The sequence below is a fragment of the Williamsia sp. genome, from assembly GCF_016462415.1.
GTDB lineage: Bacteria > Actinomycetota > Actinomycetes > Mycobacteriales > Mycobacteriaceae > Williamsia_A.
In genome coordinates this window covers 1-12,472 of the sequence record NZ_JAEMTF010000029.1, presented here as the reverse complement: position 1 = coordinate 12,472, position 12,472 = coordinate 1, and the positions used below count along the sequence as shown (strand labels likewise).

Here is a 12,472-nt window from a genome sequence, read left to right as displayed (position 1 = left end):
CGTGATCGGACCCCTCATCGTCGTGCTCGCCGCGGCCGGCGCATTCGGCTCGATACTGCTGGGCGGCTCGATTCTCATCGCCGCACTGGCAGGACTCGCCCTGATCGTCGGTGTGTTCGTCGGGCTGCGTCACCCGACCTGGCTGCTGTGGGCGACCGCAGGGGCCGCCGGACTGTTCCCGGCGGGCTACCTCCCGGGCGTGCACGTCCCGATGGTGTTCAGTCTGGCCATGGGCTTCCTGTTGGCCACCCTCGTGCACCCGGTGGAGAACAAGAAGATCTCCACGATGGAGTGGTTCGTGATCGCGCTGCTGCTCATGTCCTTCCTGTCGTTGGTGGTCACCGCGGGGTCCCCGGTCGACATCATGGAGTTCGTCAAGTGGGCGGCGGCGGTCTCCCTGGTCATCGCCCTCATGCGACTTCCCAGGTCGCAGGTCTTCCGGTTCGGGCAGGTGTATGTCTGCGCCACAACGCTTTCCGGTCTGCTTGCCATGGGGATCGTCTTCGGTGACCCGGCAGGGAAGGTACTCAAGTCGCTGTCGATCCTGGGCTACGGAACCGAGGCCGAATCGACTCGTTACGTCTACAGCGGCGACAAGCCGACCGCTCGACTGGCCGGCACCTTCCTCGACCCCAACGCCGCGGGTATCGGCATACTCGTCGCGCTCCTGATCTGCGTCATCGTGTTCGCGGGGTGGACACGATTCGTGCTCGGGGGCATCCTCCTGGTCTGCCTCATCCTCACGTTGAGCCGCGCCTCGCTGTTCGCGCTCGTCTTCGGAGTGGTGATGATGCTCGTCTTCCAGAGCCTCAGCGTGCGGCAGCGAACCGGCATCATCGCGACTTTCGTGCTGGGATTCTGCGCCGCACTGTCGGTGCCACAGATCCGCAACCGGTTGCTGACCTCTTTCAGCAGCCAGGACACCGGATCGTCGGCCCGCCTGGACGCAATCCGCGATTTCCCGGGCGCCCTCACCGGACGGTGGATTTTCGGCCGGGGCTGGGGCCTTCCCGAATTCAAGGATCCGGCGCTGGCATTCACCACCAATTTCGTGGCCAATGCCCCGCTGTTGTCGGTGTATCGCGGCGGGGTCCTGGTCGGAATCACTTTTGTGATCGGAATGTTGTACAGCTGCACGCTCGGATACCGATGCCTGAGATCCGACCAGTGGAATCTCGGTTTGTACGGTGGCAGCTTCATCGGCTTCTTCCTCATCACGATGCAGCTCGATATCGGCACCGTCACCATTCCTGTGAGTACTGCCGGACTTTCCTTTCTGCTGGTGTTCCTGATACATGCGTCCGACATGGCAAAAGAATCGTCGACAAAACATTCGTCGCCGGATCACGACCTTCTCGCCGTTCCACCTCAACCCGTCAGCCGGTAAGCACGTGATCGCTCCGGTGACGCGGCGCTTCGCCTCGATGCTCGTCATCTGCATCATCTCGGCGGCGCTCGTCCAGTGCTCGGGCGGCGATCCGCACGGCGACGAACCGAGCCGGGCACCCGCGGCCACCACGGAGTTCCGCCCCGCGGCAGTGGTGCAGGGTCTGGCGCTGTCGACTGCGCCGTACTTCGAGTCCCGCGACCAGACGGTCGCGACGTATGACCTCGCACAACGGACGTCGCTGCGATCCATTCGCCTGCCGATCGCGTGGGGGCTCGTGCAACCCGTCGACGCCGGCGCCTATGACTGGGGTGTCACGGACCGGATCGTAGACGATGCGGTGGCGCGGGGGCTCAGCATCGTCGCCAGCATCGCCAGCACGCCCGCCTGGGCGGCGGCACCCGGGTCCAGTGGGCCCTACGCCGAACCGGGGGACCCACAGGCCTTCGGCCGGTTCGTGGGGGCGGTGGCAGCGCGCTATCGCGGCAAGATCACCGCCTACGAGATGTGGAACGAGCCCAACGGCGCGTTGTTCTACAACCCGACACCGGACCCGGTTTCCTACACCGCCCTACTCCGCGCCGGTTACCGGGCGGTCAAGGCCGTCGATCCCGCCCTGCCGGTCATAGCAGGTTCACTCGGCGCAGTTGTCGATTCACCGTCCACCCGAGATCCCGTCGCGTTCTTGCGATCGATGTATGCCGCTGGAGCCGGCGGTAACTTCGACGCACTTTCGTTTCATCCCTACAAGAACGACCTGAGCCTGTCCGCCGCGTGGCTACTCCGCGATTCACCGGGGCAACAACTGACCGCGATTCGAAAATTAATGATCGCCAATGGCGATGATCGAAAGAAGATCTGGGCAACCGAATACGGCGTACCGACATCGACGGTCACCGAGGCCCGACAAAATGAGATGCTCACCGATTTTGCGGAGAAATGGAGAGAACTGCCCTATGCCGGTCCGGTGTTCTATTTCACCGACCGCGACCTGGCAACCGGCGACGGCGACCCCGAGAACAATTTCGGACTCCTCCGAACCGATCGGAGCCCCAAGCCGGCGCTGGCGACGCTCGCCGGGTTCGCCCGCGACGGTGTACCCGACACACCGGAGTTCACACGGTTCCAACGGGAACCGGTCGAGACGTCTCTGGGCGAGATCGTCAGTCCGGTCGTGCCGATCGCGAACACCGGGAGGTTTCTGAGGATGCATCTCAACGGTGCCGTGTACGAGACGCCCGTCGGATTCATCAGTGCGCCCGCACCGGTGGTCGCCCGCATCGCCGAGTTCGGCACCTACCCGCGCACACCCCTGGTGGCGGGCCGTCAGGACCTGGCCAACGGGCTCCGCGTCTACTACTCACCCCAGACGGGCGCGCATGTCGCCGGTGACGGCATCACGTCGGTCTGGACGCCGAACCTGGGACTGGCCATCACCGACGAGGTACCCCAGAGCAGCGGTGGCGTGATGGTCACCTTCGAACACGGATTCATCACGTGGAGTTCAGATGTCGGCGGAGTCGCCACGCTCAGATGACACCTGAGCCGGCTGAGGTTGGGCGAACAGCCGCCCGCGGTCAGCGAGCCGGAAGCAGGCCCAGGACGCGGTGGTAGGCGCGTCGTGCGGTGCTGCTCCGCCGGAGTGCGTGCACGGGCTTCCTCGGTACGCGGACGAGAACGGTCACCGGGTTGCCGTCGAACGAGGACTCGTCGAGCGCGGTCCAGAAGGAGTTCTCGTACGCCGCGACAAGGTGCGCGCGGTAGCGCTCGCAGTACTCCGGCTGGGTGAACAGCACCTTGTTGTGCCCGATCGCGAACGGACGCAGACCGCCGGTGCGGAGGTATTCGAGCGTGCCCACGCAGACGCCGGGCCAGTACTGGTTGAAGACGTCATCGGCGATGACGACCCCGCCGTCGACGAGCACCGACTCCGCCAGTGTCATGTCCGAACGGACGATCTGGGCTGTGTGACCGCCGTCCACACTGAACAGTCGGATGTCGGACAGCTCGGGGATCGAGGTGGCTGTCAACGCCGTCGAGTCCCCGGCGTGGATCGTGACGTCACCGTCGGTCCAGCGACGGAGATTCGTGCGGAAGCGACCGAGATCGCCCTTCCCGGAGTTGTCGATGTTGGCGTCCTGATCGTCGAACAGATCGATCGCGACGGCGCGACTCTCCAGCAGTGACAGCGCGAGGAACAACTGGCCGTGGTGGACACCGATCTCGGCCGCACCGCCGGACACCCCGAGTTCGCGCTGCACCTCGTCGATGTGTTTGAGCAGTGGAAACACCTCCGGCTTGGTGTAACCCTCGACCAGACGTCTCCCCACGCGGTTGTAGTTCTCCAAGGTCTTCTCCAGTGCGGCCACACCCGAAACACTAACGGACCCTGCGCGAACTGGCTTGCCCTCGGGCGAACGGATCGTCGTGGTTCAGCGGCGTGCGGTGACGAGTCGCTCGACCGCGGCATGCGGAATCCGCGCTTCCCACCGCTGGGCGTTGACATCGAACAGCGCCGAACCGTCGCGTACGGCGGCATCTCGATCGAGCAGGTACCGACGACACTGATCGATGAACCCGGCGTCGTCGCCGAACTCGGCGACGTCGAGTACCGGGCCGAGCGAACCGACGCCTGCGGGTGTGCCGACGATGGGCAGTCCTTTCGAGGCCGCGTCGAGAATCTTGACGCGAACCCCTCCCCCGGTACGGATGGGCGCGATCATCGCCCGGCAGGTCCCCAGGAACGCATGCAGATCGTCGACGAAGCCCAGGTCTCGGACACCCGGTGGCAGCGTACATTTCGAGCCGCCGGCCGCGGGTTCACCGATGATGCACAACTCGGCGTCCGGTATCCCGGCCGATATCCGTGGCCACAGCCGTACGGCCTCACCGAAGGCCTCCTCGTTCGGAGGAAAGGTCCTCGTTCCCATGAACACCAGGCGTGGCGCGGTCTGGGTCAGATCGAGCCGACGATCGGCGGGGAACGTCAGGTCCAGCCAGAGTGCGGAGTCCACCCCCCGCGCGCGATACCGGTCGACCTCGTCGCGGTCGTAGGTGCCGACGAGCGTCGCCGCCGACGCCACGCGCAGTTCGTCGCGCTCGATACGCGGCGCTTCCATGCGCCCGACCATTCCCCGGGTGAGACGCCAGATCAACGACTCGGAGACCTCCGAACTGATCGTCAGCTTCGCCGCGTCCCGCCGCCCGGACGCGAGAAATGCCTCGGCCATGTAGCTGTGCACGGCGACGTAGACATCGGCATCGGATCCGTCGATCGCGGATGTGAGTTCGGGGACGTCGTACCGCACGTGACACAGGCTCATCCGTTTGCGCGCACTCCCGACGAGCAGACGTACGGGATCGACGCGGGGCTTGGGCACACGGGTCATCCCGGGCGTGGACGACGACGCCGCCGAGGACAGACAGATCACCGTCACCTCGTCGACCTGCTCGCGTGCGATCGCCATCAGAACGCGCGCCATGGCCATGTCCCCGCCGTGTTCGGTCTCGGGATCCTTGGAGAGCAGAAATGTCGTGTGGGTCATGAGTTGTCCGGCATCCGGTGCTTGGCGTGCGGCACATTCTGTAGCGCCCTGGGTGGGCGGTTGAGTACGTAGAAGTAGATGGCGAGCAGGATCCCGTCGGCGATCACCGAGGAGATGGCGGCACCGACCGCACCGATCGAGACGAACAGCGTCACCAACCCCAACTTGATCGGGACCACCACCGCCGCCGCGCCGCTGCGTACCACGTCGCGACGTTGGATCGACAGGATCGTGGTGTAGACGTAATTGATGACGCGGAAGAAGACGAACGCGGACATGATGATCACCGACGTCGCGAGTTCGGTTGCGAGGGGCAGGATCTCCATCACGATGCCTGCCAGCAGGAGGAGCAGGGCGGCAGCGCCGGCCAGCGAGACCGTGTGTTTGAGCGGCGGACCGGAACTCAGCGTGCCGGCACCGTCTCGCAACTTCTCGTGATACGTCCCGCCGAGCGCCGCACCGACCTGGGCGACGGCCCACGCACACACCACCGCGACCGAGTAGTAACCGGCGACGGTGCTGTCGGTGAGGAAGCCCAGCAGCAGTACGTCTCCCTGTAGGTAGAGCGCCGTCGCGAGGTTCTCGCCGAACAGGACGGCGGCCATCTTGATCGGACCGGGGAAGGCCGGGCGGTCACCCCACACGACCCTGATCGCCATCAGCGCGACGACCAGGTACGGGATCGCGTAGAGGATGCTGGCGATCGCGAGAGTCGGGTCCGGGACCAGATACAGGTAACCGCCACCGAGGATCACGGCCGACACCTGCCGCGTCGTGTCCATTCGCTGGACCTTGTCGGGGTGACCATCTCGGTGACGGCGACTCTTGTACGCCGCGAACACCATCTCGCCGCCGCTGGCCACGAGACCGAACCACAGCAGGTAGGACACCGGGTACAGGATGATCCCCAGGACGATCATGCTCACCGCGATGATCACGCGGAGCGACCGTTCGGCCCGGAAACGCTCCTCGCTCTCACGTATCGAGCGGACCGCGAACGGATTGTCGATCGGTGCGGAGACGATGGCGCCGATGGCGAAGGCCATCGCGTACTGGCCGTAGCCGCCGACACCGATCTGAGCGATGAGGGTCACCGTCCACAGCAGGCCCGTGCCGCGTCCACCGTAGGTCCACATCGCCGCGGCCAACGCCTTGGTGATGTGTTGTCTACCGGTCAGATCCTCGGCCGGCTTGCCGATCAGTGGTGTGCCGTCGACGTCGCTCATCGCGCCCACAGATCCGTGAACTGGGCGACGACGTTCGCCGGACTGCGACGAGTCCGGAGAATCGACAGTTCAGCGCTCAGTCGCCGTAGCCGATCGTCGTCGTCGACGAGTTCGCCCGCGGCGATCGCCAGAGCGGACGCGACGTTCTCGTCGCCGGAGTCGATGACGACCGCACCGCCGTCGTCACGCATCTCGGCCAGCGCGCCGTGAGCGGTGCTGACCATCGGCGTGAGATAGGCGATGGAATGCGCCACCGCGCCCGAAGCGGGGTAGGCCGGTCCGTAGTTCAACTGGCTCCGATTCCCGTAGGGCACGACCAGGGCGCGGATCGAGGCGAAGAAGTCGTCGAGAGCGGTGCCGTCGAGCCCGCCGAGGATCTCGACACCGTCGATGGCAGGCAGCGACTCGGTTCCGCGACCCGCGATCCGTAGCGCGATGCTCGGGTCCAGAGCGGCCCGGATCGCCGCGACCTGATCGAAACCCTTTCCGCGGTAGACGAGCCCGAACAGACCGACCGCTCGCGGACGGTCGACGGCGGCGGGTATCTCCGCGCGTTCGACCACGAAGTGCGGGATGTGATGGACCGATGCCCGCGGATAGCGCTCCTGCGCGGCTCTCGCACCCATGCGGCTGAGTGCCACCAGGGTCCGCGTCCCCGCCACCCACTTCTCCGACCGGCGGGCGAGCGCGACGGTGGGCACGTGCACTCCGTGATTGAGCCATTTGCTCCGCGAGAGCAGTCGGGTCCGAAGCGGCCACCAGACCAGTCCCGGCGGATCGTGCACGGTCATCGAGTTGTGAACAGGGCCGTGTCGCCGTTCGAGAAAAGCTGTGGGCCAGAACGACTCGACCGACCCACCGGAGATCTCGCTGTGCACCACCGCGTCCTGACGATCGGCGAGGTGTCCGCGTATGGCGCGCCGTCGCCTGATGAGCGCGCGCACGGTGTCCTCGCCGGGACCGGGATGCCGGATCTCCACGACGTCGGGGACCCGGCCACGGAGCGCCTCGACGAACACGTCGGCGTAATGGCCGACCCCGCCCGCCCGCGACTCGGGCGCGATGTAGATGACCCGCGACGGGGCGACGGGATCGGGCGTGTGGTCAGTCATGTCCGTCGGGTTCACCCTCGTCAGTAGAACAGGGGCCGATAATACGGAACGTATTGCAGGGCATCCGGGTTGCGCATCGACTTCACCCGGGCCGGGACACCGGCGACCATCTCGAGGTCGTTGACCGGACGGGTGACGCAGGCCGCCGCGCCCACCACGGCGCCACGTCCGATGTGTGCACCACCGAGCACCATCGCGCGGGTCGCCACCCACGCGTAGTCGCCGACCTGCAGCGGCGCGAAAACGGGCGGGAAGTCCTTGTGGTTGGGGTCGTGGCCACCGGCGATGAACTGGGTGTCGCTGGCGATCACCACGTTGTCCCCGATCGCGATACCGCTGCGCGCATCGAACAGAACGCGAAAGCCGATCGAACAGTTCTTCCCGATGTTCAACAGATCGATGTCGAACACCTGCAGGCCACGCAGGAAGGTCGTGCCCTCACCGATCGTGGCCCCGAACAACTTGAGGTAGTTGCGTCGGATGAAATGGAAGGGGATGTGCGTCACCAGCGTGTTGAACAGCAGCCCGCCGATCCGATTGCGGACTTTGTAGGAGAACGACAGCTCCTCGAAGCTCCATCGTGTCTTCCAGCCGGGTGGGTCGGGAAGAGTGAGGGTCTTGGTCGGTTCCTCCGGCGTGGCCGGGAGGTCGGGACGCTTCTCACTGTTTGCGGTCACACCTTCTCCTTGTTTCGTGCACGGTCGAGGCGATCGCTCATGTGTGCCTCGACCATTGCTGTGACGATCTGCTCGAACCCGCGTGTGGGCGCCCAGCCGAGCACCTCTCGTGCTCGCCGGGAATCACCGACGCAGTCGGTGGGGTCCGCCGGACGCATGAGCGCCTCGTCGGTGACCACATGCCGTTCCCAGTCCTCGATACCCGCCGCCGCGAACGCGGCGGCGACGAAGTCGCGAACCGAATGTGATATCCCGGTGGCGATCACGTAGTCGTCGCCGGTGCCGGTGAGTGCCATCCGCAGCATCGCGTCGACATAATCCGGCGCCCAGCCCCAGTCCCGTCGAGTACTGAGGTCGCCGAGGGCGAGATGGTCCCGCTCACCCCGTGCGATCAGTGCGGCGCCGTGGGCGATCTTGCCCGTGACGAACTCGATTCCGCGGCGGGGTGATTCGTGGTTGAAGAGTATGGCGTTCGACACCGCCAGACCTCGGGTGCGGTAGACCGTCGCGAGTTGGTGCGCGTAGGCCTTGGTCGCTCCGTACGGGGATGTCGGGGCGAGGGGATCGTCCTCGGTGCGGGCACCCTCGCGGGCGGCACCGAAGATCTCCGAACTCGAGGCGTTCACGAAAACCACCGGTTCACCCGACCGCTCCTGCTGCAGATGAGCGAGGTTGAGCAGCGAGGTGGTCGCGAGCGCGTTGACCCGAACCGTGTTCATCGGATCGTGCCACGACCGACCGACCGAGGACATACCGGCGAGATGGAACACGTACCGCGGCGCCACCTCGTCGAACAATCGGGTCGTCGCGTTCTCGTCGACGAGATCGACCGCATGCGAGATGATCCGGTCGACCACCGGCACTCCCGGCGTCGAGACCGAGCCCGGACGATGGACACCGTGCACCGCCCAGCCGTCGTGCACCAACCGTTCGGCGAGGTAGGAGCCGTCCTGCCCGTGAACCCCGGTGATCAGTGCGGTCGGTGGTGACGTGGTCACTCAGGCTCCGGCGCGGATCGCCGACGCCGGGGCCCCGCCCGCACCGGTGCCGCCCTCGGCGGCCAGATCGCTCTCCACCATCATCGTGACCAGGTCCTCGAACGACACCTTCGGTCTCCACCCGAGCTTCTCGTGCGCCTTGGCCGAACTGCCGATCAGCAGATCGACCTCGGCCGGGCGGAAGAAGCGCGGATCGACGTGTACGTGTCCGGACCAGTCGTCGATACCGACGGTCCCGAAGGCGATGTCGAGGAATTCGCGGATCGAGTGCGTCTCACCGGTCGAGATGACGTAGTCGTCGGCGGTCTCCTGCTGCAGCATGAGGTACATCGCCTCGACGTAGTCTCCGGCGAATCCCCAGTCGCGCTTGGCGTCGAGGTTGCCCAACGACACCGTGGTCTGTTTGCCGGTGGCGATACGGGCGACCGCCTGACTGATCTTGCGGGTGACGAATTCGACTCCGCGACGCGGGGATTCGTGGTTGAACAGGATGCCCGAGCTCGCGTGCATCCCGTAGGACTCGCGATAGTTGATGGTCATGTAGTGGCCGTAGACCTTCGCGACGCCATAGGGAGACCGCGGCCACAGCAGCGTCGTCTCGCTCTGTGGGACCTCCTGAACCCGACCGAACATCTCCGAGCTCGACGCCTGATAGAACTTCACCTCGTGGTCGGCGATGTCCTGGTACAGACGCACCGCCTCCAGCATGTTCAGCACGCCACCGCCGGTGACGTCGGTGGTCAGCCGGGCGTTCTCCCAGGAGTAGGCGACGAAGGAGATCGCCCCCAGGTTGTAGACCTCGTCGGGTCGTGCGAGGGTCATCGACTTCATCAGGCTCGACAGGTCCAGCAGGTCGCCGGTCACGATGCGGACATCGGGCAGGATCTCGCGCAGCAACTCCATCTTGGGGTTGTTCTGTCCTCGGATCAGCCCCCAGACCTCGTAGCCCTTGGACAGCAGCAGCTCCGATAGATAGAGGCCGTCCTGTCCGGTGATTCCGGTGATCAGCGCACGCTTGGCGGTCACGGGGATACCTTTCTGGTGCCGGTCGAGGCCAGGTTGTCGACGATGTCGTAGAGCTGGGCGGCGAAGTGTTCGTCGCTGAACCGGAGGACGTGCTCCACGATCCTGCGCCGGTCCCATCTGATGGTCTCCAGTCGGGTGACCGCAGCCCTGATCTGTGCCGGTTCCGGCTCGTCGAAGTAGACGGCCGTCACATCCTCGATCGCCGTGTCCAGGAACCCTCCCCACCGCAGCAGAGCAGCGGGCTTGCCGTAGGCGGCGCCCTCGATCGGGGTCAGGCCGTAGTCCTCGTAACTCGCGGCGACCACGGCAGCGCAATTGCGGTACAACCAGGCGATCTGGCTGTCGGACAGATCCGAGACCATTCGGACGTTGTCGGGCAGGGTCCGCCGAAGATTGTCCGCTTCGGGACCGCGACCGACCACCACCAGTCGGCGGTCCGTGCCGCGGAAGGCCTCGATGATCTTGTCGACGTTCTTGTAGGCCAGCAACCGGGAGATGCACAGGTAGTAGCCCTCGGTGACCCAGGGCTCCACACTCGCGACGGGTTCCGGGGTCTCCTCCGTCTCGATGGTCGCGGGCGCGGGCAACACAGTCGACGATCGGTCGTACGCCGCGGTTATCCGGTCGACCACCGCGTTCGAGATCGCGAAGTACGCGTCGCACGAGCGTGCGGCGCGTCTGTCCCAGGCTTTGAGTGCGGGTGTCATCGCCGCGAGAGCGACCCGTTTCTTCCAGCCGGCGGCGTCTCCGAGGTAGGACTCGGGCTGGTAGAGCCAGCGGGCCGGCGAGTAGCAGTAGACGGCCTTGCTCCCCGTGGTGCGGAACCCGTGTGCCCACCCGCTCGAGCTGACCAACACCACGTCCGCGTCGATCAGGATCGACGAGGCCGCCAAAGGCAGCAGTGGCAACGCCGCACGATGATTTCGTCGCAGCGCACCGATTCTGTTCAGGGGCGAAACACGGATATCCATACCCTTGAATTGTGGATAGGTGTTGTCCGGGTCGTACAGGGTCGTGTAAATGACGGCTTCCGGAAACGCCTTCGCCATCGACAGCACGACTTTCTCGGCGCCACCACGCTGTGTCAGGTAATCGTGGGCGATCGCCACACGAAGCGGCTTCGACGCTGCGGGCACGTCACCTCGGATCTCGTTGTCGCTGACGGGGCGAGTCGATGCATCGGCACCGTCTGAACGAAAGACGACTCTCACCAAGGAAACTCCTCGTTCGGCGGTGGACCAGGATTGGACCTCACCACGATCCATGACTGCATCTCACGCATCGAGGCGCTGCCAGTTCAGTTCGTATCGCCGTTCGCAGACACACTGTTACCGGTTGTGACGCGGACAACTCATACGCCGGTTATCGACAGTTGACTGGGCGTAAGCATACCTTGATCACCCTCCGCGGACCTGTTTGGCTGCGCAGTTGAATTCGCCCGTTTCAGGGCGGCTGACGATCGCCGGAGTCCCGACCAGGGCGGAATTGGCCGACCGTACATTTCACCGGCGCGCATCTGCGACACACACGCGCCGAACCCAGCTGCGTGCGACGTCCCGAACGCTGCACACTCCGGACTCCCGGCGCACATCACGAAACGATAACGCTGAAAAGCGAAGGTATCAATTGCCTGGTCAAAGCATTGTCGACCGTCGATATACGTGTGCCGGCGTGAGACGCTGGCGACGTTCAACCGGTACGGATGGAGGATCGCGGACATGGCGAACCAGAACAGAGCGGTGTATCGAGCATTCGCGTCGCAGGTGCGGCAACTGCAGGGCGTCGACGTCTCGGATGCCGCCATCGACAGCTTTCTCTCGGCGCTGACCGCAGGTGCTGCGGCGGCGGTGGGCACGGCCACCTACGCGTGCATCACCGTGGTCGAGAACGGTGTGGTGTCGTCGCTCGCCCCGACCGACGAGGTCGCCGGTCGTCTCGACGAGCTGCAGGCCAAGCACGACGTCGGCCCCTGCCTCGAATCGGCGTGGCGGCAGCGGGTCGTACGCGTGGACGACTACGACACCGACGATCGGTGGCCCGACTACATCAGCGACGCACGGATGCAGACCCCGGTCCGGGCGAGCGTGTCGTTCCCGCTGTTCCGCGAGTCCGATGTGATGGGCGCGTTGACACTGCACTCGGTCGAGGCGGATGCCTTCGACCCCGACGCGGTGCAGATCGGACGGACGTTCGCGGCACAGGCGGCGTTGGCGATGCAGAGCGACACCCGCCAACACCAGTTCAGCGAGGCCCTCGCGTCACGCGACACCATCGGCCAGGCCAAGGGGATCCTGATGGAGCGCTACGACCTCGACGCCGATCAGGCGTTCGCGATGTTGCGACAGGTCTCGCAGGACACCAACGACAAGATCGTGGATCTCGCGGCGCGGCTGGTGACACTCGACCATCCACCACGCACGAGCTGACACGCACGAGCTCGGGTGTTCCGGTGGCGGTGGTGGGGCGGGCGGGGCTCGAACCCGCGACCAAGGGATTATGAG

At 65.4% G+C, this 12,472-nt stretch carries 11 protein-coding genes; 3 read left to right on the top strand and 8 right to left on the bottom strand.

Features of this window, described 5'->3' with window-relative positions; all coding sequences use genetic code 11:
* Window position 1: 1 nt before the first annotated feature.
* Both JHC79_RS09580 and JHC79_RS09575 read left to right on the top strand, forming a co-directional pair.
* Window positions 2–1,387 carry an O-antigen ligase domain-containing protein gene (locus tag JHC79_RS09580; protein ID WP_296390019.1) on the top strand — a complete coding sequence of 462 codons (1,386 nt, stop codon included), beginning with the start codon at window positions 2–4 and terminating at the stop codon, window positions 1,385–1,387.
* Between the two features lie 4 nt (window positions 1,388–1,391).
* Complete coding sequence (locus tag JHC79_RS09575; protein WP_296390017.1) at window positions 1,392–2,924, top strand: cellulase family glycosylhydrolase; 1,533 nt, start codon at window positions 1,392–1,394, stop codon at window positions 2,922–2,924.
* 40 nt (window positions 2,925–2,964) lie between these two features.
* Here JHC79_RS09575 and JHC79_RS09570 read toward each other — a convergent pair whose 3' ends face one another.
* The 8 genes from JHC79_RS09570 to JHC79_RS09535 form a co-directional block, all read right to left on the bottom strand.
* Window positions 2,965–3,756: a class I SAM-dependent methyltransferase gene (locus JHC79_RS09570; RefSeq protein ID WP_296390015.1), complete on the bottom strand. Its 792-nt coding sequence runs from the start codon at window positions 3,754–3,756 to the stop codon at window positions 2,965–2,967.
* A gap of 63 nt (window positions 3,757–3,819) precedes the next feature.
* Window positions 3,820–4,932: a glycosyltransferase family 4 protein gene (locus tag JHC79_RS09565; RefSeq protein ID WP_296390014.1), complete on the bottom strand. Its 1,113-nt coding sequence runs from the start codon at window positions 4,930–4,932 to the stop codon at window positions 3,820–3,822.
* Window positions 4,929–6,158 carry a hypothetical protein gene (locus JHC79_RS09560; protein ID WP_296390012.1) on the bottom strand — a complete coding sequence of 410 codons (1,230 nt, stop codon included), beginning with the start codon at window positions 6,156–6,158 and terminating at the stop codon, window positions 4,929–4,931. The genes JHC79_RS09565 and JHC79_RS09560 overlap by 4 nt, the downstream gene beginning before the upstream one ends.
* On the bottom strand, window positions 6,155–7,270 hold the full coding sequence (locus JHC79_RS09555) for a hypothetical protein (RefSeq protein WP_296390009.1): 1,116 nt from the start codon (window positions 7,268–7,270) through the stop codon (window positions 6,155–6,157). Before JHC79_RS09555 ends, JHC79_RS09560 begins: the two co-directional genes overlap by 4 nt.
* 20 nt (window positions 7,271–7,290) lie before the next feature.
* Complete coding sequence (locus JHC79_RS09550) at window positions 7,291–7,947, bottom strand: acyltransferase (protein WP_296390007.1); 657 nt, start codon at window positions 7,945–7,947, stop codon at window positions 7,291–7,293.
* A complete protein-coding gene (locus tag JHC79_RS09545) occupies window positions 7,944–8,945 on the bottom strand; it encodes a GDP-mannose 4,6-dehydratase (RefSeq protein ID WP_296390005.1) in 1,002 nt (333 codons plus the stop codon). Before JHC79_RS09545 ends, JHC79_RS09550 begins: the two co-directional genes overlap by 4 nt.
* Window positions 8,946–9,971, bottom strand: coding sequence for a GDP-mannose 4,6-dehydratase (gene gmd / locus JHC79_RS09540; RefSeq protein WP_296390003.1), 1,026 nt, complete (start codon window positions 9,969–9,971; stop codon window positions 8,946–8,948).
* The gene (locus JHC79_RS09535; protein ID WP_366782551.1) at window positions 9,968–10,879 is read right to left on the bottom strand and encodes a glycosyltransferase; all 912 of its coding nucleotides are present in this window, start codon (window positions 10,877–10,879) and stop codon (window positions 9,968–9,970) included. The genes gmd and JHC79_RS09535 overlap by 4 nt, the downstream gene beginning before the upstream one ends.
* Window positions 10,880–11,689: 810 nt before the next feature.
* On the opposite strand from JHC79_RS09535, the gene JHC79_RS09530 reads away from it, so the two are divergent.
* Window positions 11,690–12,397 carry a GAF and ANTAR domain-containing protein gene (locus tag JHC79_RS09530; protein ID WP_296389998.1) on the top strand — a complete coding sequence of 236 codons (708 nt, stop codon included), beginning with the start codon at window positions 11,690–11,692 and terminating at the stop codon, window positions 12,395–12,397.
* The last annotated feature ends 75 nt before the right edge of the window (window positions 12,398–12,472 follow it).

Coding starts and splice junctions, on each gene's coding strand:
- JHC79_RS09565 (WP_296390014.1), bottom strand. CDS start 4,932: ATGACCCACACGACATTTCTGCTCTCCAAGGATCCCGAGACCGAACAC.
- JHC79_RS09560 (WP_296390012.1), bottom strand. CDS start 6,158: ATGAGCGACGTCGACGGCACACCACTGATCGGCAAGCCGGCCGAGGAT.
- JHC79_RS09555 (WP_296390009.1), bottom strand. CDS start 7,270: ATGACTGACCACACGCCCGATCCCGTCGCCCCGTCGCGGGTCATCTAC.
- JHC79_RS09530 (WP_296389998.1), top strand. CDS start 11,690: ATGGCGAACCAGAACAGAGCGGTGTATCGAGCATTCGCGTCGCAGGTG.